The organism is Chryseobacterium angstadtii, from assembly GCF_001045465.1.
In the GTDB taxonomy this organism is placed as follows: Bacteria; Bacteroidota; Bacteroidia; order Flavobacteriales; family Weeksellaceae; genus Chryseobacterium; species Chryseobacterium angstadtii.
In genome coordinates this window covers 367,452-389,679 of sequence record NZ_LFND01000005.1, presented here as the reverse complement: position 1 = coordinate 389,679, position 22,228 = coordinate 367,452, and the positions used below count along the sequence as shown (strand labels likewise).

Annotated in this window: 22 protein-coding genes; 10 read left to right on the top strand and 12 right to left on the bottom strand. The window is 38.3% G+C overall.

All coding sequences use genetic code 11. From position 1 onward, the window contains the following. Nucleotides 1-3 precede the first annotated feature (3 nt). The 5 genes from ACM46_RS16735 to ACM46_RS16715 form a co-directional block, all read right to left on the bottom strand. On the bottom strand, nt 4-378 hold the full coding sequence (locus ACM46_RS16735; RefSeq protein ID WP_048507806.1) for a hypothetical protein: 375 nt from the start codon (nt 376-378) through the stop codon (nt 4-6). A 144-nt stretch (nt 379-522) separates the two neighbouring features. Beyond that, nucleotides 523-945, bottom strand: a complete 423-nt coding sequence (locus ACM46_RS16730; protein WP_338152000.1) for a transposase — start codon at nt 943-945, stop codon at nt 523-525. Nucleotides 946-2,212: 1,267 nt separating this feature from the next. Next, nucleotides 2,213-2,605: a hypothetical protein gene (locus ACM46_RS16725; protein WP_048507805.1), complete on the bottom strand. Its 393-nt coding sequence runs from the start codon at nt 2,603-2,605 to the stop codon at nt 2,213-2,215. 83 nt (nt 2,606-2,688) lie between these two features. After that, nucleotides 2,689-4,257, bottom strand: a complete 1,569-nt coding sequence (locus tag ACM46_RS16720) for a hypothetical protein (RefSeq protein ID WP_048507804.1) — start codon at nt 4,255-4,257, stop codon at nt 2,689-2,691. 45 nt (nt 4,258-4,302) lie between these two features. Continuing rightward, complete coding sequence (locus ACM46_RS16715) at nt 4,303-4,653, bottom strand: hypothetical protein (RefSeq protein ID WP_048507803.1); 351 nt, start codon at nt 4,651-4,653, stop codon at nt 4,303-4,305. Nucleotides 4,654-4,937: 284 nt separating this feature from the next. Here ACM46_RS16715 and ACM46_RS16710 point away from each other — a divergent pair, with 284 nt between their 5' ends. Beyond that, the gene (locus ACM46_RS16710; RefSeq protein WP_048507802.1) at nt 4,938-5,540 is read left to right on the top strand and encodes a DNA-3-methyladenine glycosylase; all 603 of its coding nucleotides are present in this window, start codon (nt 4,938-4,940) and stop codon (nt 5,538-5,540) included. 24 nt (nt 5,541-5,564) lie between these two features. On the opposite strand, the gene ACM46_RS16705 is transcribed toward ACM46_RS16710, so the two are convergent. From ACM46_RS16705 to ACM46_RS16695, 3 genes are all read right to left on the bottom strand, one after another. Continuing rightward, entirely contained in the window at nt 5,565-6,962 is a 1,398-nt protein-coding gene (locus ACM46_RS16705) for an alkaline phosphatase (protein WP_048507801.1), read from the bottom strand. A 284-nt stretch (nt 6,963-7,246) separates the two neighbouring features. Next, nucleotides 7,247-8,452 carry a GTP-binding protein gene (locus ACM46_RS16700; RefSeq protein ID WP_048507800.1) on the bottom strand — a complete coding sequence of 402 codons (1,206 nt, stop codon included), beginning with the start codon at nt 8,450-8,452 and terminating at the stop codon, nt 7,247-7,249. A 5-nt stretch (nt 8,453-8,457) separates the two neighbouring features. Next, complete coding sequence (locus ACM46_RS16695) at nt 8,458-8,796, bottom strand: MerC domain-containing protein (RefSeq protein ID WP_048507799.1); 339 nt, start codon at nt 8,794-8,796, stop codon at nt 8,458-8,460. Between the two features lie 184 nt (nt 8,797-8,980). On the opposite strand from ACM46_RS16695, the gene ACM46_RS16690 reads away from it, so the two are divergent. The 6 genes from ACM46_RS16690 to ACM46_RS16665 all read left to right on the top strand — a co-directional run bounded on the left by ACM46_RS16690 (nt 8,981) and on the right by ACM46_RS16665 (nt 14,471). Then, entirely contained in the window at nt 8,981-9,475 is a 495-nt protein-coding gene (locus ACM46_RS16690; protein WP_048507798.1) for a hypothetical protein, read from the top strand. A gap of 228 nt (nt 9,476-9,703) precedes the next feature. Further along, nucleotides 9,704-10,051: a hypothetical protein gene (locus tag ACM46_RS16685; RefSeq protein WP_131707615.1), complete on the top strand. Its 348-nt coding sequence runs from the start codon at nt 9,704-9,706 to the stop codon at nt 10,049-10,051. Nucleotides 10,052-10,143: 92 nt separating this feature from the next. After that, nucleotides 10,144-11,025 carry a DUF3347 domain-containing protein gene (locus ACM46_RS16680; protein ID WP_048507852.1) on the top strand — a complete coding sequence of 294 codons (882 nt, stop codon included), beginning with the start codon at nt 10,144-10,146 and terminating at the stop codon, nt 11,023-11,025. A gap of 39 nt (nt 11,026-11,064) precedes the next feature. After that, nucleotides 11,065-11,727, top strand: a complete 663-nt coding sequence (locus ACM46_RS16675) for a DUF3347 domain-containing protein (protein WP_048507796.1) — start codon at nt 11,065-11,067, stop codon at nt 11,725-11,727. Between the two features lies 1 nt (nt 11,728). Next, entirely contained in the window at nt 11,729-12,178 is a 450-nt protein-coding gene (locus ACM46_RS16670) for a heme-binding domain-containing protein (RefSeq protein ID WP_048507795.1), read from the top strand. A 22-nt stretch (nt 12,179-12,200) separates the two neighbouring features. After that, on the top strand, nt 12,201-14,471 hold the full coding sequence (locus ACM46_RS16665; protein ID WP_048507794.1) for a multicopper oxidase family protein: 2,271 nt from the start codon (nt 12,201-12,203) through the stop codon (nt 14,469-14,471). Between the two features lie 140 nt (nt 14,472-14,611). Here ACM46_RS16665 and ACM46_RS16660 read toward each other — a convergent pair whose 3' ends face one another. Together ACM46_RS16660 and ACM46_RS16655 are read right to left on the bottom strand one after the other, a co-directional pair. Beyond that, nucleotides 14,612-15,121, bottom strand: a complete 510-nt coding sequence (locus ACM46_RS16660; protein WP_241486039.1) for a TlpA family protein disulfide reductase — start codon at nt 15,119-15,121, stop codon at nt 14,612-14,614. Nucleotide 15,122: 1 nt separating this feature from the next. Further along, entirely contained in the window at nt 15,123-15,557 is a 435-nt protein-coding gene (locus ACM46_RS16655; RefSeq protein WP_053082716.1) for a rhodanese-like domain-containing protein, read from the bottom strand. 145 nt (nt 15,558-15,702) lie between these two features. Here ACM46_RS16655 and ACM46_RS16650 point away from each other — a divergent pair, with 145 nt between their 5' ends. Both ACM46_RS16650 and ACM46_RS16645 read left to right on the top strand, forming a co-directional pair. Continuing rightward, the gene (locus tag ACM46_RS16650; RefSeq protein ID WP_048507791.1) at nt 15,703-17,361 is read left to right on the top strand and encodes an FAD-binding dehydrogenase; all 1,659 of its coding nucleotides are present in this window, start codon (nt 15,703-15,705) and stop codon (nt 17,359-17,361) included. A gap of 43 nt (nt 17,362-17,404) precedes the next feature. Beyond that, a complete protein-coding gene (locus ACM46_RS16645; RefSeq protein ID WP_048507851.1) occupies nt 17,405-18,208 on the top strand; it encodes an SDR family oxidoreductase in 804 nt (267 codons plus the stop codon). Nucleotides 18,209-18,304: 96 nt separating this feature from the next. Here the strand turns inward: ACM46_RS16645 and ACM46_RS16640 are convergent, their stop codons facing one another. Next, nucleotides 18,305-18,847 (bottom strand): hypothetical protein, encoded by a 543-nt coding sequence (locus ACM46_RS16640; RefSeq protein ID WP_048507790.1) that lies wholly within the window; start codon nt 18,845-18,847, stop codon nt 18,305-18,307. Between the two features lie 301 nt (nt 18,848-19,148). Here ACM46_RS16640 and ACM46_RS16635 point away from each other — a divergent pair, with 301 nt between their 5' ends. After that, entirely contained in the window at nt 19,149-20,996 is a 1,848-nt protein-coding gene (locus ACM46_RS16635; RefSeq protein WP_048507789.1) for a chloride channel protein, read from the top strand. Nucleotides 20,997-21,096: 100 nt separating this feature from the next. Here ACM46_RS16635 and ACM46_RS16630 read toward each other — a convergent pair whose 3' ends face one another. Continuing rightward, nucleotides 21,097-22,050, bottom strand: coding sequence for an FAD-dependent oxidoreductase (locus ACM46_RS16630; RefSeq protein ID WP_048507788.1), 954 nt, complete (start codon nt 22,048-22,050; stop codon nt 21,097-21,099). Nucleotides 22,051-22,228 lie beyond the last annotated feature (178 nt).

Here is a 22,228-nt window from a genome sequence, read left to right as displayed (position 1 = left end):
AATTTAAAGGGAACACATATTTAAATAATTATCATTTTTGCCGGAAATCCTGATCAGAAGAAATCGCTTTTTCCAACCGGCTACCGTGTTTCTGCTTAAACCATAGCGGGAAGCTACCTGGGTGTTATTTAACTTATTAGCTTTCTGATAGGCCAGGATTTTTAAAATGGTATCTCTGTCATAGGATCTGTGTCTTTTATCATCAAGAGACTTTTCCGTTTCTGTTTTCCTGAAGAGAATATTTTCAATCTGGAGGATATCAAATTCTGTCAGATCATCTTTTGACAGAATAGTTTCGCAATCTTTTCTTTTGTCTGGGAACTTTAATCTCAGCATGTCTTCGTATATTTTTTTATACGCAGGTCTGGTTAGTTTCATACTTATAACTTGTTTATCATTTTTATGTTTATCGTGAATATAAAAACTTAAATATCAATTAATTAAATCCCTACCCTTGCGTTCACAAAACATATAAAACCCATCTCTTCTTTAATACGATAAGAGACTTTTTATCAATGGGCTTTAATATTTGTCAAGCCACTTATGCAAAGTGGTTTTGGGAATATTATATTCTTCAATCACTTCTTTTTTACTTTTCTTTTCCGTCCGTATGAGTTCAAGAATAAACCTGATCATTTCACTGGTATACAGGTTCTTCCTGAAACTCGGGAGCATACTTTTCTTTTTGATATGAGCCCCGACGGGATCTTTTTGAGGAGCATAAAAAATAAGATGCTGTGAGTACAACCGGAAGAAATCATATTTAAGGAGTTTGCTCCATTTTAAAAGAAGATCGGTAGAGAGCTCATGTTGTGTATACATATCAACAGCCTCCTGTTCAGTGCATTTCATAAAATTGCATATGCGGCTGATATCTATATCACTATTCTCCACCTCCATTTTAATAAGAGGTCCGATATTAATTTCTTTTAGATCTATTTTCATTAATAATTTTCTTTATTCAAAAAATGCTTTTGTGGAATTTAAGCCTGGCAAAAATTCATTCAAAGGCAGTTTGTGGTTCAAAATTATTTATGGAAGAAGAGTTAACAATAAATTTTGCTATTAATTTTCATTAATTAGATTAATAAAATATTAACAAAAGCATTAATTATTAAAAATTATTTAACTGAATATCACAATATTACAAGACAACATGTATTAATTCTATTAACACAACATTTATGACTTTAACAATATTATGCTTTGAATAGTAAAAAATTAACTAAAAAAGCACAACTCACTAATTATTAAACCGTTGTATTATTTTTTTTCCATAAAACAAAATCCATAATTAACACTAACTAAATCACATCCCTTTGAAATAAAATGTTAATTTTCAACAATCATTGATTTGATTATCAAACAAATAAAATTATAATCATATTAATTTTAACAATAATTGATTATACTTAGTAAATAATCTATAAAATCAATTATACATTTGTAAAATTGATAATACAATTATGGCTTTCAATGAAAAGAATAGCATCTTTTTCTCTTTTCTTTCAATTTCACATACCTTCTACCATTAAACCCTAATAAATAAGATAATTACTGCACTGATACAGGAAAAAGAAGGTTCATAGCATAAAAAATATCCAGCTCAAATTCAGGTATAAATTTCAATCTCACGCCAGGTGTTATGGCTAAGGAAACTTCAATTTTTGGAAAATAAAAGGCTAAAACAAAGACGGGGCTGGAACAAGTAGAAATTCTTAATCATATGACTTTCATCTAACTCTAACAAAAAACACCACAAGCTATGAAATTTAAAAAATTATTCGTCCTTGCACTGATTCTGTTCATGAGCAAGGTATTAAACGGTCAAAGTATCTTATATTAAAATCATTCAAAAAGCAGTTTATTAAAAAATAGAAAGAATGATATCAGAATGCTGATATATAATGAATTCACGATTAGCTTTCTGAAACAAAAGAGGAGACTTTTACGGTCTCCTTTTTCTATTTATTTAAGTTAACTAATCTGTACTCGGGGTATGAAAATTAAGATAGTGAAAGTTACGAGGTACGGGATACGGGTTTCAGGGTTTGAGAGTTTCGGGAAGTGATAGGTTATTTGAGCCGTATCAAGGAGTTGTAGGACTTTCACATTTCACTTGCGTAGCAAAATTGACTATTGACCTTTCTAAATCTAAGCCTTAGCCTAGAGATCTGAAATCTTTCTATCTCGAAAAATAAGAAATAAAACATCATTGATTCAGGCTGTCTATCTCTTTGCTGATCTTGATCCAGTTGATGCTGTCTAACTTATGAAGTTCCCGGTCAAACTGCTGTTTCCAGTTCTTTCCCAGTTTTTTTTCGAGACTTTTGAAGTAGATGGTGTTGGAATGTTCACTCTGTTTTTGTAATCGGGTAATACTATCCGTTATTTCGCAACCCATTTCTATACGCTCATAGCATAAATTCCATTTTTTCACCAGACTGTCAATAGCATAGTAGGCTCCTTCCGGAGGAAGCTCACCCACCCGGATATCCTTCCAGCAGAGCGGATCTGTTTTTCCGGTTGTCTTTTTGGGAGTATCAGGCTTACAAGAGGAAAGTAAAAAAGAGATGACCAAAAGTATATTGATACCTATTTTCATAATGGAAATTTAAACGGTTATATCATTTTATAAATTCAAAACATCATCATCCGGCAGCATACAATAAACAGAGATGAAGATACTTAATAAATCAATATCTTTTTCTTAGTGATTGTTTTAGGTGTTTTGATCAAAACCAATACCACAGATTTTTTCATCGTACTGGCATCAATTGAAGCCTGATCATTCGATGTTGATCCATTATACAGAAGTTTTCCTTCCAGAGTGTATACTTCAATTTGCTTTTCACCCGGGATCCCTTTTATTTTTATAGCCTTTTCAAAAGAATTATAATGGATGCTTTCGTCACCAGTCTTTGTCTCAACCGTGCTTAGCGTTGGTGAACCCGGCATAACATTAAAAGTATTAAACCAATTATCACCCAGATATTCAGGTAGCGATGCCAGACCGAAAAGCATGGACGAAAAATCAATCGCCTGAATGTAGGATGTCCTTAAAGCAGTATTATTCTTACGGTATCTCCAAAGAACTTTTTTTGAAGGATCCGAAACCAGATCATAAACGGCAGATCCGGTTCCGTTGTTGTATAAACTCAGCAGATCAGCCTTACTCTGGGCATAAACAGGTATAAATCCTGCTATAATATGAGGCGAAACGATTTGATTGGGATTATTCTCCACCGCATCCGCAGAATATCCTCCGCCGGGAATTTCTCCCGCACCAAGTCCCCATTCAGAAGCACTGAACCCAATATTCTGACAGTACAGTTTGTCACTCTCTTTGGTATTGGTAAAATAATTCATGTAGGCCGTATTATTCTTATAGTAATTACACAAATAATAACAGAACTGGGGAATAAAGCTGGATAACCAATGCTGCCCGTCAGATAAAGTTTCATAGCCCCAATAGTTCATCTTAACAACAGGCGCTGTTGCAGGATTGGCAAAATAAGTGTTCCAGAAGGTCTGAGATCCTGCATAATTGGCACTGGAAGAAGGTGCATTCTTGGCAAGCCAGGAAACCAGCATGTATTCATTGTACGGAAGTGTCGGGCTATTCCCGTTTCCGTTTTGATCCAGAACCATGTAGATCTGGTTGGTTCCTATCGCTTTGGTATAATCCATCGAGTTTAAAAGGAGATCTGCTTTGGCAACAATGGCAGGATCGGAAGCGAAATAATTTTTACAGAAAATAACTCCCATACTGAATATGGCATTATCTACCGTGCTGTATTCTCCGGACCATCCGCCCTGTGCCAGATCTCCTGTATTATAGTCAAAATACCGGTGAAATAGTCCCGCAGAATTTGTTTTTCCTGCATTTTTAAAATCAATGAATGTCTGAAGCGTTGCATTCACCATAGTTTTAGCATTGCTATTACTCTCCCAATTGGTGGCATCACCAGTTTTTTGACGCATGCCATCTGCAATACAGATTGAAATCAGGCCTATCCCGTTCGCTACAATAGCTGCAGGCTTGTCCCCTGCTCCATTGAGTGCCAAAGCATCGAGATAAATACCATTGGGCTTTCGGATGTCTTTATATACTTTATAGGAATTTTGAAACAATGAAGTTATCGTCGCATTCTCATTCGTCTGAGCATGGATAACAGAGGTGAGCGTCATCAAAAAGCAGATTAACAGAACCACGGCCCTGTTGCCTGTTTTAAAAAAATAGGTAAATGTTTTCATAAAATGTATAGTCTGTTTAGTGGTTGTATCTAGACAACTGAGGTGTTACTTTATAAAATCCAGCAGGCGTTTCCTTGAAATAATCTGATTTCCCTGAAAAAATTCTTCATCATCCAAACGGGCCAGTGAAGCGGTAGATTGGGCAGCCAGCCATTCTACAAATACATCTTTTGTTTCAAAGATCCGCGGGTTTGAAAAATCAATGCCGTCGTAAATTTCTCCGTACAAAAACCGTTGGTTTTCATCTGCCTTCATTCCCATGCCGCAGTAGTCGCGGTGGCCATATCCCAAAATCTGACCGGTTTTTAATTTATCGGCAACAAGACTGGCTATCTCATACCCAAAAGGCTCCGTATCAGATTCCAGATCGTATGAAAAATGTTCACTGTTTATCATATAAAGTTTTTATGGTTGAATCTACCCATTATTCAAGATGAAATTAATCATTTTTAATTAAAATTTTATGACTGAAAACAAAGGAATATGAGCAATACACGCCTCCTTTGTATTACATTTTTTCATAATGAATACTATTGGGTATCAACACAAATTTAGAAACAATTATATAATGCATACCATACCAGTTTGTTCTTTTTTCAATCAGCCAGAATTATTTTGTTCCTCTCTGATACACTTTGATAATCGTTACCTTATGCTTATTTTTGGGTAAATAAAAAGATTTGAAACTACCTCTTTCCTATTATCTGAATCAGGACGTTATTTTTCTGGCCAGGGACCTTTTGGGAAAAGTCCTTTTCACGGAAATAGACGGACATATTACATCAGGGATCATTGTAGAAACCGAAGCTTATTTTGGCGTGACCGACAAAGCTTCCCATGCCTATGGAGGCCGCCGTACAGAGCGTACAGAAACCTTATACAGTCAGGGAGGCATTTCCTATGTGTATTTGTGCTACGGAATTCATCATCTTTTCAATGTTGTCACTTCCGTTGAAAATGAGCCCCATGCTGTTCTGGTAAGAGCGGTACAGCCATTGACAGGTCTCGAAACTATGGAACTCAGACGGAAAATGCCGGCTGATAAAGCGGTGATATCCTCCGGGCCGGGTTCAGCAGCAAAAGCTTTGGGAATAGACCGTTCTTTCAATAAAAAAGATCTTACCGAAGATGAAATATGGATTGAAGATCACGGAATCAGATATTCTCCTGATGAAATTGCAGCAGGACCCCGTATTGGGGTTGCTTATGCTCAGGAAGATGTACTTCTGCCGTGGCGTTTTTTTGTCAAGGGCAATAAATACGTAAGCAAGCCACGATCTTAGAAATACTACCCTTTTTTGATCTGTTCAAATGTGTGCCGCTTTCAGCATCAGATAATGCAGATCTGTGTTTTTAATGAAAGCAGGAAGAAGCTCTTTCCCTGGCCCATATACTGCCGTTTCAACATAATCTCCGGAATGATCCATACTGATCCAGCCTACAGAATTATGCTTTTTCTGAATCTCCGAATACGCTTTAAAAGGCAGCTTTTTATAATTGTAAAGCCCTGCTTCCTGTTTTTCCAGTCCGGAATAAAAGCTCAGCAGATATTTGGCTTCTTCATCAGCCAGACTTATTTTACTGGTCTCATAGATCCAGTCTTTCATCTTCTGAAGATTAAAATCCGGATGTATGGCATTCAGGATGTATTCGTTGGTATACTTATAATTTGAAATGCTGTTAAAATTTTTGGTAGCATCAGGTCCATAAATGGTTCCCGGATTGGCATTGCCGTGATCTGTGGTAATAATCACAAGGGTGTTCTGATCTTTTTCGGCAAAATCCATCACCGTTTTAACCGCTTCATCAAAAGCAAGCTGATCATGAATCAAAGCAGCAATATCATTCGCATGGGCCGCCCAATCCACTTTTCCACCTTCCACCTGTAAGACGAAACCTTCCGGATGGTCTTTCATCTGATCAATAGCTGTTTGGGCCATTTCAGCCAGTGAAGGGGTATTTTGCAACTCAGGAATATGAGTTCTGTCGATAGAATAAGGCAAAGCTCCGGAATTGAATACTCCCAGAATCTTTTTTCCTTTTTCTGCCTTTTTCAGATCCCCTTTGTTTGTGAAAATCTGGTAGCCTTTCTGACGGTACAGCCCGTAGACATCTTTTTTATCTTCTCTTTTTGAAGGATTGAAAAACTCATCACCACCTCCCATCATCACGTCAAAGCCTATTTCGGCATACATTTCAGCAATTTCATTTTCTGCATTTCTGCTGTCTGAATTCACACAAAAGCCTGCAGGCGTGGCATGGGTTATAGTCACCGTAGTTACACAACCCGCTTTTTTGCCTGCTTTTTTAAATTTTTGCCATATTGGAACATATTTTTCACCATTGGCCCCGATATTAAGAACACCATTTTTCACACGGAATCCACCACCGAAAGAAGAGCTTGCCGCGGCAGAATCCGTAACCACAGAACTTGCTGAAGCCGTATCCATCAAAGCCCTTGAAACTTTATTTTCATGATACAGATTCATCCAGTTTCCGTTTTTGCTCAGAATATTCTGAGAGTACAGATTGGCCATCGCCAAAGTTCCGGAGCTCATTCCGTCGCTGATCATAAAGATAATATTCTTTGCTTTTTTCTTAGGATTTGAGACTTCCTTTAAACCGTTAGCCAATAAATCAGCAGGATTTAAAGTAAACAGCCCGGTAAGCAATGCCGATCCTTTTAAAAATTTACGTCTGTCCATGATAATAAAATTTCAAGATGCAAGTTAAACTGCATTGTCAATTAATGAAATTATGTTGCGTTAATTAATTATGAATTTTCATCTAAATGTATTGAGTTCAGGATAAGAAATTAAGATTAAAAGATGGGAAGATGGAGGATGGAAGTTACTATTGAAGTAGTTTTAAAAATATGAATAAAAACACCCCTGTATTTCTATCTTTGGACTTCAATAACTTCCCTCTTCGAGCTTCTGACTTCCTTATATCATGATAAAAACTGAAATGTCTTAACCCGAATCTCAGATTAAATATGTTGAGGAAATGGATCTTCAAAACTTTTCCCCTGATCAAAAGCTTCTTTTTCAAGAGTATTGATCAAACAATCCTGAAGATCTTTTTCTATCTGCTCCTGATCAAGATGCTGGCCTATGAAAACCAACTCATTAATCCGGTCTCCCCAAATGGCGTCCCAACGGCTTTCAATAAATTCCTGATTTTCTGCAAATGAGGCATACTGTACCCGGTGGCTCATAGGCATACTGCTCCACCACACTCCTGCTTTCTCTAGTCTGAAAGATCCTCCTGCCTGAGAAAAGTTCAGAGCATCATCCGGTCTTGAAGCCAGCCAGAAAAGACCTTTAGCTCTCATAGCTCCCTCGGGATATCGCTCATTAAGGTATTTCCACAAACGCATAGGATGAAAAGGTTTTTTATTCCGGAAAACCATAGAACCTATTCCGTATTCTTCAGTTTCAGGTGTATGATGACCGGATGCCAGTTCTTTCTGCCAGCCTGCAGATGCCTGCGCTTTATCAAAATCAAAAAGCCGGGTATTCACAATTTCTGTAAAATCAATCTGGCTGAACTCTGAGCTAATGATTTTAGCCTCAGGATTAAGTTTTTGAATGGCAGCCTTTAAAAATCCCAAAATATCAGAATTTACAAGGTCTGTTTTGTTTAAAATAATAACATTGGCAAATTCAATCTGATCGGTAAGAAGATTCACAATCGTTCTGTAATCACCTTCCATATCCGTAAGATCGCGGTCCACAAGCAATTCCCCCGATCCGAAATCTTTCATAAAATTGAAACAGTCTACCACCGTTACCATCGTATCTACAAAACTGAAACGGGACAGATCAATACCGCTTTCTTCATCAATATAAGTGAATGTCTGTGCAACAGGAATAGGTTCGCTGATTCCCGTGCTTTCAATGAAAAGATAGTCGAAACGGTTTTCTTTGGCCAGTCGCTCCACTTCTATCATCAGATCTTCTCTCAGCGTACAGCAGATACATCCGTTGCTCATTTCCACGAGCTTTTCCTCTGTTCTGGAAAGCGTCTGCTGGTTCTGAACCAAACGCGCATCGATATTGATTTCACTCATATCGTTCACAATTACAGCCGCTTTAAGGCCCTGCTTATTATGCAGAATATGATTCAGTAAAGTAGTTTTTCCGGCTCCTAGAAATCCGCTGAGCACGGTTACTGGCAGTTTTTTATTCGTCATCCTGATTAATGTTTATGGTTTTTATAATTGATCATATGTCCGGTAATTAATCCTGCCGCTCCTGCATAAATTAAAGGGATATGTACTTCAAAGATGAGATCAGCCAAAACTGAAACGGAAATCAGGAGAATAGAAGTCCAAAACAGAAGTTTCAGCCAGTCATGAGGCATAGTCCGTGTAATTCTGTAAACCACAACGAGGCCGATCAACAGAAAAGCCAGATCAATATAGGGATTATGAGAAATACCGAACGGAATAATCATTAATAAAGGAAAAGCAATACAGTGAATAAGACACAGAACTGCCGCAGAGATTCCCACTGCATCAAGAATTTTCGATTTCATAAAATAAGGGATTAAATTTCTTATAGTAACTCTGTTGCAAAAGTAGAGATAAAAATTTAAATAACGCAACAAAGTTGCATTAAAATAAAATAAGAAATAGCTACTTGTATTTTAAATATCAAGAATGTTTGGTAGTGTAAATAAAAAAATACTAATTTTATTTTTTGAAAAGAAAACACCTATTATGCCTACTGAAGCTTCCCACAAGCTGATTCCGATGACAGATTTTGTCATTGAGTACTATTCCAACGAAGGATATGCAGATCTTCAGACCTTAAAGCTGATGAAAAATTATGCCAGTTTCCTAAGACAACCGCTTACCCTCGGAATGTTTGTTCCTGTGGATGAACAGGGGAACGCCTTAAAAGAACCCAAGAATTATTCTTCCTGGAAATCATTAGATCACAATGACGGAAAAAGAAATGACAATAATGGATTTGAGGAATATACCCAATACCAGAAAGCAGAAAGGAATTGCATGTTTGAAGACTTTAAAATAGCTTATAACGGCTATTCTGTAGTAAGAATTGAGGCATCTTATGATCAGAGCGTTGAATTGTCTTTTAATAAAAGTGATCTGATGTCTCCTGCATTTCCTGATGTAGAAGCGCTTACTGTTTTTGATACTATTTATTTAACTCCTGGAGCATTAAAAGTTATCGGTATCAAAAAGAAATAACCACCAACTGACGGTTGATAATTAAAAGCTTAATCCCCATTCTCTATTGATCTGGTTTTAAACTAAATAATCCGGGGAATCTGTAAAAACAAGGATATCTTAAAAATTTGTTTTCTTTATAATTTTCATTTAAAAACTCTAAAAAAATTAATTTAATCGCAAATAAATCTTAGCTTTGTCATATTGAAAGCTTCCGGTACACATATCAGGCTGATTATTTTTCTCTGTTTGGCATTTTTCTTAATACCAAGCATCGGATTTGCCTGTTCTAAAAAAGAAATAAAAACCGAAACCGCTTCCTGCTCTACCAAGCCCTCTAAAAAAGATACAGACGAAAAATCATGCTGCAAACCAAAATCATGCAGCGACAGCAAAAAACATCACGACTGTAATGGCGGATGCAAGGACTGTTCATGCAGATGCAGCACCATATTGCCGGCTTTAGGCCTACCTTCTGTGGCAGATCTAAAAATTAAAAAACATTTCAGCGAAGAAGGTACATTGAAATTTGTCTTCAAACAACCTTATTATCCTTCAGCCAATTTTTCTATCTGGCAACCTCCCAAAATAGGTTAAAAACAAGGCTTACAGCCATTATTATGTCTTTTCGAAAACTGAATCCGGTTTTCAGAGACCCCTTTATTATTAATCAAATTAAATATTTCAACATGAAATCAATATCAAAAATATTGGTAGTAATCACCGTATTACTATCCGCCGTCAACATTTTTGCACAAATCAAAAATGCAAAAACAGAAACCGTAAAAATATACGGCAAGTGCGAAATGTGTAAAGCCACCATAGAGAAAGCAGGAAACGTAAAAAACGTAGCTGCCGTAGAATGGAATGAGAATACCAAAATGGCCACTCTACAATACGACAGTAAAAAAACAACTCAGGATGAAATTTTAAAGCGTATTGCCCTATCAGGTTACGACAGCGAAAAGTTTTTGGCTCCTGATGACACTTATGCCCAACTCCCGGAATGCTGTCAATACACAAGAGAGCTAAAACCAGCCACTCAAAACAAAGGGAATGCTATGGATATGAAAAATGACCACACCAACCATAACCACGGCGGAATGTCTTCTGCCAATACCACAGCCAATCAAAATTCATCACAGCTAACACCTGTTTTTGACACTTATTTTTTGGTAAAAGATGCTTTGATAAAATCTGATGCGGGAACTTCTTCTAAAAAAGCGGCAGAATTAGTGAGTGCAGCGAAATCTGTAGACATGAACAAACTTTCTACAGAAGAACATACCGTTTGGATGAATGTTATAAAAGACCTAACGGCCAATGCAGAAAAAATAGCCGCTTCTAACGATGTAGCCAAGCAAAGAACATCTTTCTCCCTGCTTTCAAAAAGTCTATATGATCTGGCTAAAGCATCCAACCAGTCAGAGCCTGTGTATTATATGCATTGCCCGATGTTCAATAATGGTAAAGGAGCCAATTGGCTAAGCAAAGAGGAAACAGTTAAAAATCCGTTTTACGGTTCTCAGATGCTTACGTGCGGTAGTGTACAGGAAACCATTAAGAAATAATACGTCTCAATCATTCTTTAAACCATAAAAATAATTCAAATGAAAAATATAGTTTTCTCAATCATATCATTAGTAAGCGTTGCAGCCGTATCCGTTGCCTGCAATAAGTCGCCCAATAAAGACAGTGTTGTACAAAATAATGATACAACAGCAATGTCTGATACTCAGTCTGCTTCAAATTCCCAGCAAAGCACTTCAGCATCTTCAAATATCTCTACCGATACTTTATCTAAAAAATCAGAAAAAACAGAGGCAAAAGAACAGATCCAGAACTTTTCCATCTCACTGATCATTAAAGATTATCTGACTTTAAAAAATGCACTTGTTGCGGATAATGACAAAGCGGCTGCCAGTGCAGGAAAACAACTGTTGGCCACTCTAAATAAGGTCGATATGAAAACCATACCGGGAAATAAACACAAAGAGTATATGGAAATTGCGGAGGATGCCAAAGAAAATGCAGAACATATTGGTGATAATGCAGGCAAACTGGATCATCAAAGAGAGCATCTGGTTCCATTGAGTAAAGATATCTCTGATCTTATTGCTATGTTCGGTTCCAGCCAAAAACTATACGAAAGCTATTGCCCGATGTACAATGACGGGAAAGGAGCTATTTGGATCAGTGAGGCCAAAGCCATTAAAAATCCGTACTATGGCAGTGAAATGCTTACCTGTGGTTCTGTAAAAAAAGAATGGTAACATGCAGAAAATAGTAAAGATAATTCCAGTGATACTGCTGCTTATTTTTATTGCTTTTCAATGGCACCAGCCTGCTCCCAATACAGACGAAGGGCAGATTTACAAAACCGATTTCACGCGGAAGTATACAATGTCTGCCGAGGTAAAAACGATGTTTCAGACTTCTTGTTACGACTGTCACAGCAACAACACCAACTATGTATGGTATGATTATATACAGCCTGCCAGAAACATGGTGGAAAAGCATATCAGAGAAGGAAAAGAAGAACTGAATTTCAATGAATGGGATACCTATTCCAACCGAAAGCAGGAAAGATTACTCAACTCGATAAAGAAACAAATAGAAACTAAGCAAATGCCCTTATCATCCTATACCATAATGCATAACAATGCAAAACTGAATGATAAGCAAATTAAAACTTTAACCGATTGGTTGAAAGAACAGCAATAAGTTTCATTAAAAAAAACTAAAAATGATTATACCCAGAAATATCACAATAAGATTGCTGTGTGCATTTTTTATATGGTCCTATTCGCAATCCGTTTTTGCACAAAAAGTGGTGCGTTACGACCTGTTTGTGAAAGATACCTTAGTCACTTACGGCGGCAAAGAGAAAAGAGCGATTGCCGTTAACGGGCAGATCCCCATGCCCACTCTTACTTTTACTGAAGGAGACACTGCCGAAATTGTAGTTCATAATCAGTTAAAAGAAAGTACATCCCTGCACTGGCACGGTGTATTTTTACCCAATAAAGAAGATGGTGTGCCGTGGCTTACCCAAAAGCCCATTAAACCAGGTGCCACCTATACCTACCGCTTTCCGATTATTCAAAACGGTACACACTGGTACCATTCTCATTCCGGTTTACAGGAACAGATCGGGATGTATGGGAATTTTGTCATGAAAAAAAGGAACGACGACAAAACATTCAGAAAAGGAATTGATGATTTACCTACCGTTCCCATTGTTTTAAGTGAATGGACGAATCTTAATCCCGATAATGTCAACCGGATGCTTCATAACGCCAACGATTGGGCCGCGATTAAAAAGAATGCCACCCAATCCTACGCAGAAGCCATCAAAGAAGGTTATTTTAAAACCAAATTGAAAAATGAATGGAAGCGAATGCTCGCAATGGATGTAAGTGATGTCTATTATGATAAAATATTAATCAACGGAAATAATACAACCGATTTAAAATCCGTGGACGGAAAAACCTTAAAAGCTGGTGATAAAGTCAGGTTAAGAATATCCAACGGCGGCGCTTCTTCCTACTTCTGGCTGCGATACGCCGGAGGAAAAATAACCGTTGTGGCCAATGATGGTAATGATGTAGAACCTGTAGAAGTCGACAGGCTGATTATTGCCGTTTCAGAAACCTATGACATTGTGGTTACCATTCCTGAAGAAGGCATATCCTATGAATTTTTAGCAACTACAGAAGACAGAACCCAGTCAGCCAGCTATTTTGTCGGCAATGGTATCAAACAGCTGATATCACCCCTTCCCCGCCTGAAATATTTTGAAGGCATGAAAATGATGAATGGCATGATGAAAATGAATGGAGATCTGGATGATATGGGCATGAAAATGAGCCTGAACCAAATGGATATGAACGTTGTCATGTATCCTGAAATTACAGGAAATTCAAAAGGAAAGCAGGATCACAGCCAGCATAAAATGGATATGGAGAATTCCTCCGACCGTTATAATGCAAACGCGCTGGGTGACATTAAAACCCTCAATTATGCCATGCTGCAGTCTCCTTATGACACATCGCTTCCAAAAAATGCTCCCGTAAAAGAATTAAAATTTACCCTTACCGGAAATATGAACCGATATGTATGGAGCATGGATAATAAAATTCTGTCAGAAACAGATAAAATACCTGTAAAAAAGGGAGAAATTCTGCGCATTACCATTTACAACAACTCTATGATGAGACATCCCATGCACTTACACGGTTTTGACTTCAGAGTCATTAACGGAAAAGGAGAAAAATCACCTCTTAAAAATGTTCTGGATGTAATGCCTATGGAAAATGATACCATCGAGTTTTTGGCTAATGAAGAAGGAGACTGGTTTTTCCATTGCCATATCCTCTACCACATGATGTCCGGAATGAACCGCGTTTTTGCAGTGGATGATTATAAGAATCCTTATTTACCTGATAAGAAGCATGCTTACAAAGAATTACAGAAAGAAAGCAATATGCCTCACTTTATGATTCAGAACGATTTTGCGACCAATGGGAACGATGGGGATGCCATGCTTCAGAATGCCAGATGGAGCTTAGGTACAGAATGGCGTTTAGGGTATAATGATATGCACGGATATGAAGTGGAAACCCATTTGGGAAGATATATCGGAAAAATGCAGTGGTTTATGCCGTTTATCGGCTTTGACTGGCGCTATCGAAAGATGGGAATGGATGAACGTGAGAAAAATATATTTGGTCAGAAAAATGAAAAAGATACGCGTAGAGCTATTAGTTTAGGTTTTATGTATACCTTACCTATGCTGGTCAATTTCCAGGCAGAAGTATATCATGACGGTATTGTACGCTTGCAGTTAATGCGGGAAGATATTCCTGTCTCAAAAAGAATAAGAGCAGGTTTTATGGTCAATACCGATATGGAATACATGGGAGAATTGAAATATATCATCAATAAAAATGTAGCCATCCGCGCGCATTATGACAGTGATATGGGCGTAGGAGGAGGAATTACACTCGCTTATTAGTCTACAACCCTCTAGTTTTTACATCAAGCCGGTTTTCTTTTGAAAGCCGGCTTTTTTATGAACATCCTGCTTATTTTCCTTTAAAAACCAAAAGAAAAGAGTGGTACTCATGACCGCTCCTGCTTATATATTCGAAAATATTATTTCTTTTGATTAAAATACTGATGAAGAAAGTCTTCCAGCTCTTTTCCGTGAAGATTTTTAGCAATAATCTTTCCCTGACCGTCTGTAATTACGTTAAAAGGAAGTTCCTCTATTTCGTAGGCCTTAGCAACAGGGCTTTTCCAAAATTTAAGATCACTCACCTGAATCCAGTTGATCCCGAAGCGTTCTATCGCTTTCTGCCAGTTTTCTTTACTTCGGTCTAAAGAAACACCCAGAATTTCAAATTCTTTATTTTTCACCTGCTCAGAAAAGGTATTGTACAGCGTTTTAAGCTCCGGCTGCTCTTCAACACAGGGTGCACACCAGGTCGCCCAGAAATCAATCAGTACGACTTTACCATTTAAAGAAGAAAGAGAAAATGAGGTGCCATCCGTTTGAGGCAGAACAATATCAGGAGCCTGTTGTCCCACTGTAATTCTGGACTGTTGTGCAGTCATCAATCCGGTAAGAATAATTACGGATAAAAAAGAAAAAAAAGCTCTCATATTAGTCATTTGTAGGATAATCTTTATCCAGCCAGTCTGCTTTGATGTTTTTTGGCAGGTTTAAAAGTTTAGCATTTTTGAAACCCATTTCCATCAGCAAATTGAATGCAGGACGGATGTTCGGGCATTTTACAAAAGGACAGCATCCGCAGTAAATAATCACCTCTTTTCCTTTGGGAATATTTTTAAGGTAATTTCTGAGTTTTTCAAGATTCTCCGGCTCACGCGTTGACCCGATGTCTACAGAACCTTTGATAATAGCTTCCGGACCTACAGAAATAATCACAATATCCTTTGTTTTGTTCGCTGTAATTTTTGAAGCTAAAAGTGCCGGATCCATAAGCTGGTTTTCATTCCACGGATCCTGTTTCTGCTGGGCAGACATCTGGCTGAAAAACGAACACACCAGACACGTCATTAAAAACAAATATTTCATTCTTTTATTTTTAACAAAGATATGAATTTACCCATGAGCTCTATGATAAGCATAGTTATGTTTGAAATATTTTAAACCTTTTAAGCCTAAATAATTTATATATTTATTCTGGGAAATAAAGGGCAAACAAAAGCAAATCAATACAATGGAAGAGAAATTCCGGCCTGACGCCATTATTGTCGGTACAGGGCTCGCAGGACTTACTGCTGCTATGGAAATAACCAATAAGGGAAAGAAAGTCCTCCTGCTTGATCAGGAAACAGAGCAAAACATAGGTGGCCAGGCGTTCTGGTCATTCGGAGGCCTGTTTCTCATCAATTCGCCCCAGCAGCGGAGAATGGGAATTAAAGACTCTTATGAACTGGCTCTTCAGGACTGGACAGGTACTGCAGGATTCGACCGTGCAGAAGATGACTGGCCTCGAAAATGGGCAGAAGCCTACCTGAAATTTGCAGCCCATGAAAAATACAATTATATTTCCAAACTGGGCATTAAGCTTATGTTTATGGTAGGCTGGGCAGAACGTGGTGACGGATCTGCAACCGGTCACGGGAATTCCGTACCCCGCTTCCATGTAAGCTGGGGAACCGGGACTGGTGTGGTGAAGCCTTTTGTGGAAAAAGCGTATCAAGCCCAAGAAAAAGGGCTGTTACAAATGAAATTCAGACACAGAGTCACCGAACTGATTTCAGAACATGGAAAAATAAAAGGTCTTAAAGGAGATATTCTTGAAAACGACAACCAGGAAAGAGGTGCCGCAACCAACAGAAATATCATTTCTCAGTTTGAATACCATGCCCCTCATATCATCATTGCATCAGGAGGAATAGGAGCCAATCATGAATTGGTCCGGAAAAACTGGCCGGAAAGACTGGGAAAAGCCCCTGAAAATATGGTTTGCGGTGTTCCGGCTTACGTGGATGGAAAAATGATAGGAATTGCAGAAAATTCCGGGGCACACATTATCAATCCGGACCGGATGTGGCATTATACGGAAGGTATAGAAAACTGGAACCCGATATGGCCCAAACACGGTATTCGGATATTGCCCGGACCGTCTTCTCTATGGTTTGATGCTACAGGAAACCGTCTCCCCGCTCCTTTCCTTCCCGGGTTTGATACGCTTGGAACATTGAAATATATACAGGATACAGGCTTTTCTTATTCATGGTTTATTCTGACCCAGAAAATCATTAAAAAAGAATTTGCCCTCTCGGGATCGGAACAAAACCCGGATATCACCAATAAAGACTACGCTCTTTTCCTGAAAAGGATCTTTGGAAAAAAAGCCCCGGGACCTGTAGAAGCTTTTAAGGAACACGGAAAAGACTTTATTGTTTCAGACAACCTGAAAGATCTGGTGGAAAGAATGAACCAGCTTTCCGGTGATCATCTTCTGAATTATGAAAAGATTAAAACACAGATAGAGGCCAGAGACAGAGAGCTTGATAACAAATATTCCAAAGACACCCAGGTCAATTATATCCGAAATACCCGAAATTATTTAGGAGATAAACTGGGCCGTGTAGCTACTCCACATAAAATATTGGATCCCCAAAACGGTCCTCTGATTGCAGTACGCCTCAATATTCTTACCCGCAAAACACTGGGAGGCATCAAAACCAATCTCAACGGACAGGTTTTAAGAGAAGATGATACCGTTATTGAAGGACTTTATGCCGCAGGAGAAGCGGCAGGCTTTGGCGGAGGCGGAATGCATGGCTACCGCGCTCTGGAAGGAACATTTCTGGGAGGATGTATTTTTTCGGGAATGAAAGCAGGACAATATATTGCCCGACTTTAAAAAGGGGCAATTATCAAGAATCAAAATTGTAGACAGATTAAAAATGAACCGTTATTTTAATGATAAAGTGATCTGGATTACCGGAGCTTCATCAGGAATTGGAGAAGCTCTGGTGAATGAGCTGGCTGTAAAAAGTAATGCTAAAATTATTCTTTCATCAAGAAATAAAGATCAGCTGTATGCGGTTGCTGAAAAAGCAGGGCTGGAGGCAGGCCGTTTTGTTATACTTCCCCTAGACCTGGAAGATTATAAGAAAATGCCGGATATGGCGGCAGAAGCCATCGAAAAGTTTGGAAAAATAGATATTCTGATCAACAATGCAGGTTTGTCACAGCGTTCTCTGGCAACAGATACAGATATAGAAGTCGATAAGCGTTTAATGGATATTGATTTTTTAGGAACTGTAGCCCTTACTAAGGCTGTTCTCCCCTATATGATCCGGAATGGCGGCGGCCACGTTGTTGCGGTAACCAGTCTTATGGGCATTTTCGGAGCCCCGATGCGAAGCAGTTATGCAGCGGCCAAACATGCACTTCACGGCTTTTTCGACTCGCTTCGGGCAGAATTATTTACCAAAAAAATTGTGGTGACACTCATCTGTCCCGGATTTATACAAACCAATATTTCAATCAATGCAGTAACCGGGAACGGCACTTCTCAGGGCACAATGGATGATGCCACAATAAATGGAATGCCGGCTGACGTTTTTGCAAAAAAAATGCTATCGGCCATAGAAAAAAAGAAAAATCAGGCTTCGATAGGCGGCCGCGAAACTATGGGTGTTTATCTCAAAAGATTCTTTCCGGCTCTGCTGGCAAAGATTGTGCGGAAAGCAAAAGTGGTTTGAGGAAAAAGTGAATAGTGAATAGGCAAAATTACAAATTAACTTATTAGCCTTCTCAGCTTTCTCAGCTTTCTTTGCTTTTTAACCTTTCAGCCCCATTTACCTCCATTCCAAATTATTTTCCTCTTCAAACTGCTTTTTCACCGTAAAGAATTTCTCATCCGCTTTGAATACTTTCTGATAAAGTTCCTGTTTTTCATACCCTAATTCAAGTCTCCGGTCCTGTGCTGCCCGTATTTCTTTGTCATCTTTACTGTAACGCATCAGCTTCTCCTGCTCAATTTCTTTTCTTGAAAAAAGGAAAAGGTCTTTGAGAGCTTTATAATAATTCAGAACCGCCTGCTGGGTTTCTTTTCCTTTTTGGACTCCCTCTATATCAGCCATTTCAATCTCTTTAATAATGGTATTGAATTCTTTTTCTTCCTGATCTGTGATGTAAAGAGCTTTTGTGTAATCATGGGCAATCAGATAGTCCAGTTTAACGGATTCAAAACCTTTTTCACCAATCAGCATAGCCGTCATCTGGGCTTCCTTTTTGGTCAGTATTTCCTGAAAATTTTCAGCTTTTTTATTGCTGCAGGATTGAAAAACAGCAGAAACTAAAATAATTATTAGCAGAGTGATGGATATTTTACGGATCATAGAAATAAGTTTAATGAGTAATTAAATGTATAAAAAAATAATTTGTGATCTATTGTAAAGCAAGAGTTTCCTTCCGCAAAAAAACTTTTTATGTAGTCGTTGGCCACTTAATAGCATTTACAATTCACCAGAATCAGAATCAGAATAAAAAAATCAAAAAAATATTTGAATTTAAAATAACGGAGTGAATTACAGTATTTTACAGCCCTAATTTTATATTTTTAAGCAATCTGAGGTGAAATTTTTATAAAGATATTTCATAAATTTACGAAACCATTACGGTTTTAAAATTGGTTCCCAGGTGAAAATTCACAATAAAAAAAAATATCTAAGCTTTTTAAAATTTAAAAGAGACTTTCAAAACTACGGGCTGGAAAAGGCACGCAGCTATGAACTCATCCTCCACTGGCTGAACAACAGGCTGAGCAGAAATCAGTTTCTGGTGCTTTCGGGAATCCTTGTGGGCTGTACCGCCGGCCTTGCCGGAGTAATCCTGAAAACACTCGTTCACAACATCCATAATTTTATTACGCACAGGGTTCATTTTGAATATCAGATTCTTTTCTATATTGTTTTTCCTTTTTTAGGGATTGTACTGACGACAGCTATTGTAATTACGATATTTAAAGGACAGGACAGAAAAGGAATTGGTGCCATTCTGTATGAAATTGCACAAAACTCAAGCATCGTGGCTTCTGTGAAAATGTATTCTCAGATTATTCAGAGTGCGGTTACAGTAGGACTTGGAGGTTCTGCCGGACTGGAAAGCCCCATAGCGGTTACCGGAGCAGCTATCGGTTCCAACTATGCGCAGACTTACCGTTTGAGCTATAAAGAAAGAACACTTTTACTGGCTGCCGGGGCTACTGCGGGAATTGCTTCGGCATTCAACGCTCCGATTGCCGGAATTATGTTTGCTTTTGAAATTCTTTTGACAGGCGTTGTTTTTACAGATTTCATACCGCTTGTAGTTGCTGCTGTCTGCGGAAGTCTTTTATCCAGAGTTCTTCTTCAGGAAGATATCCTTTTCAGATTTTACACAAGAGAGGCTTTTAATTATAGAAATGTTCCCTACTATCTTATTTTGGGGATTGTTACCGGATTATATGCCCGTTATTTTGTGATTATTTCCCAAAAAGTAGAACATTTTATCAAAGAAATTAAGCTTTCAAGAATGCAGAAGGCTATGTTTGGAGGGGTCGTACTTTCCTTGCTGTGCGTTCTTTTTCCACCTCTGTTCGGGGAAGGATATGAAACGGTAAAGGCATTTACGAACGGGAATACCCATGCGATTATCAAAAACAGCTTTTTCAGGTATTTTGAGATTGGTGACTGGACGATCATTATATTTTTGATTTTGGTATGTCTTTTAAAGGCATTTGCCACTTCTTTCACCATCTTCAGTGGAGGTAACGGCGGTAATTTTGCGCCGTCTCTTTTTGCCGGGGGTACTGTAGGATATCTATTTTCATTGATCTGCCAGCATATCGGGTTTACGGATGTTCCCGTGACCAATCTTGTTCTGGTAGGAATGGCCGGAGCAATGAGCGGTGTACTTTATGCCCCGCTTACCGCTATATTCCTGATTGCCGAATCCAGTTTCGGGTATGATCTTTTCATTCCGCTGATGATTGTTTCCATCATCTCTTATCTTATTGCAAAATGGTTCTCCCCGATTTCTCCGGAACTTAAATCTTTGGCCGATCAGGGAAAAATATTCACCAATAAGCATGATAAAAACCTTCTTTTTGCTTTAAGAACGGAAGATTTTATTGATCAGTATTCAGAAACTATCAATGAAAATGCTTCTGTTACCGAATTATTTGAGCAGGTAAAAAACGGGAACAAAAATATTTACGCTGTTATTGATGAATTTGGGAAACTGAAAGGAATTCTTACCCTGGATGATATCCGTCCTTATCTTTTTAATAAGGAAATCGACAGTAAGCAAACCGTAGCCCAGATTATGAAAGCTCCTCCGGCAGTCATTTACCGTGAAAATAAACCATTGGAAATTCTCCAGATTTTTGACGATACCGGAGTATGGAATCTTCCTGTAACCAGTGATGAAAATGATTTTATCGGGTTTATCTCAAAATCTTCTATCCTGATGAGCTACAGACAGCTTTTAAAGGAATATTCTGATTAATTTTAACTCATAAAAGTTCAACAGCTTTGCAATACCCTGGTTTTGTCTCTAAATCCAATTTTCGAACAATAAAGGTACAAGCCATGTTTGTGTTGACAACTCATTGATTACTGGAAGCATGTTGGGTCATTATCTCTGCCAGTTCCAATGCGCATCCCCAGCCCACGGTGAAACCAGAACCGCCATGTCCGTAATTGTGAAAAACGTTTGGATATTGGGTATCGAATGCAAAACGGACTTCGCTTCTTTTGGGACGCAACCCTACGATTTCTTCCAGGATCTCCGGTGCTTTTGAGGATAATCCCGATTCATGAAACCTGGATAAAATTAATGCCGTATCGTTGCTTTCAATATTCATATTCCAGTCATTAAGATAGTCTGTCCCTCCGATGATACAGTCGTTTTTCCTTTTTATGATGTAACTTAAAGCCCCATCTTGGGTTGAATTCACGCAGGACTGTATATCAAGACGCGCAGTTCTCAGGATTTGCCCGCGCATAGGCAAGAGTTCATCATCCATACAGATTTCTTTTGCTCCCAATCCGGTACAGTTTACGACAAAAGTGTCCAAATCGCTCAGCTGTTTTAAAGAAGTGATCTCTTTCTGTTCAAATCTGCCTCCATTAGCCATAAAACGTTTAAAAAGATGAGGCAGGTATATGGGAGGTTCAGCAAGAGGTACAACCGCTACATAGGCTGTTTCTGCTCCAAATGGTAATTCTTCCAGGCTGGATTCGCGTACGGCTTCTTCCGGTAATTTCTGCACCCATGATGTATCACTGGATGCGTTATAAACAATGGTGAAAGGAATAAATGAAACACCGTTATCAGGTAACTGTTCCTTCAAATAGCGCTGATATGACTTACTTCCCCATCGCGCAGCCTCTTCTGCAGGTTCTATTGCAAAAGGAAACCAGATAGCCCCTACTTTTTCGGATAATGTATTTTCGAACCGTTCTCTGGCTAATATGCAGACTTCCCAACCGTTTTCCTGAAGGGCAATCGCACTGGTAAGACCTGCAATACCGCAGCCTGCTACTGTTACATGCTTCATTCTGTATTTATTTTATCCTTATTCAGGATTAGAAATGATTCCAATAATTGATTTTAAAATACTTTCCTTTATCGCAGGGATAGACAAAGATTTTTTACCTTCCTGAATGTTTTTAAGGCTAAACAAAACTACTCCGTTTATTAAAGTAATACAAATGATATCTTACTTCAATCAATTT

Excerpts from the sequence above, each read along its gene's own strand:
- ACM46_RS16735 (WP_048507806.1), bottom strand. The coding sequence starts at position 378 with ATGAAACTAACCAGACCTGCGTATAAAAAAATATACGAAGACATGCTG.
- ACM46_RS16730 (WP_338152000.1), bottom strand. The coding sequence starts at position 945 with ATGAAAATAGATCTAAAAGAAATTAATATCGGACCTCTTATTAAAATG.
- ACM46_RS16725 (WP_048507805.1), bottom strand. The coding sequence starts at position 2,605 with ATGAAAATAGGTATCAATATACTTTTGGTCATCTCTTTTTTACTTTCC.
- ACM46_RS16720 (WP_048507804.1), bottom strand. The coding sequence starts at position 4,257 with ATGAAAACATTTACCTATTTTTTTAAAACAGGCAACAGGGCCGTGGTT.
- ACM46_RS16715 (WP_048507803.1), bottom strand. The coding sequence starts at position 4,653 with ATGATAAACAGTGAACATTTTTCATACGATCTGGAATCTGATACGGAG.
- ACM46_RS16705 (WP_048507801.1), bottom strand. The coding sequence starts at position 6,962 with ATGGACAGACGTAAATTTTTAAAAGGATCGGCATTGCTTACCGGGCTG.
- ACM46_RS16700 (WP_048507800.1), bottom strand. The coding sequence starts at position 8,452 with ATGACGAATAAAAAACTGCCAGTAACCGTGCTCAGCGGATTTCTAGGA.
- ACM46_RS16695 (WP_048507799.1), bottom strand. The coding sequence starts at position 8,796 with ATGAAATCGAAAATTCTTGATGCAGTGGGAATCTCTGCGGCAGTTCTG.
- ACM46_RS16690 (WP_048507798.1), top strand. The coding sequence starts at position 8,981 with ATGCCTACTGAAGCTTCCCACAAGCTGATTCCGATGACAGATTTTGTC.
- ACM46_RS16680 (WP_048507852.1), top strand. The coding sequence starts at position 10,144 with ATGAAATCAATATCAAAAATATTGGTAGTAATCACCGTATTACTATCC.
- ACM46_RS16675 (WP_048507796.1), top strand. The coding sequence starts at position 11,065 with ATGAAAAATATAGTTTTCTCAATCATATCATTAGTAAGCGTTGCAGCC.
- ACM46_RS16670 (WP_048507795.1), top strand. The coding sequence starts at position 11,729 with ATGCAGAAAATAGTAAAGATAATTCCAGTGATACTGCTGCTTATTTTT.
- ACM46_RS16665 (WP_048507794.1), top strand. The coding sequence starts at position 12,201 with ATGATTATACCCAGAAATATCACAATAAGATTGCTGTGTGCATTTTTT.
- ACM46_RS16660 (WP_241486039.1), bottom strand. The coding sequence starts at position 15,121 with ATGAGAGCTTTTTTTTCTTTTTTATCCGTAATTATTCTTACCGGATTG.
- ACM46_RS16655 (WP_053082716.1), bottom strand. The coding sequence starts at position 15,557 with ATGAAATATTTGTTTTTAATGACGTGTCTGGTGTGTTCGTTTTTCAGC.
- ACM46_RS16650 (WP_048507791.1), top strand. The coding sequence starts at position 15,703 with ATGGAAGAGAAATTCCGGCCTGACGCCATTATTGTCGGTACAGGGCTC.
- ACM46_RS16645 (WP_048507851.1), top strand. The coding sequence starts at position 17,405 with ATGAACCGTTATTTTAATGATAAAGTGATCTGGATTACCGGAGCTTCA.
- ACM46_RS16640 (WP_048507790.1), bottom strand. The coding sequence starts at position 18,847 with ATGATCCGTAAAATATCCATCACTCTGCTAATAATTATTTTAGTTTCT.
- ACM46_RS16630 (WP_048507788.1), bottom strand. The coding sequence starts at position 22,050 with ATGAAGCATGTAACAGTAGCAGGCTGCGGTATTGCAGGTCTTACCAGT.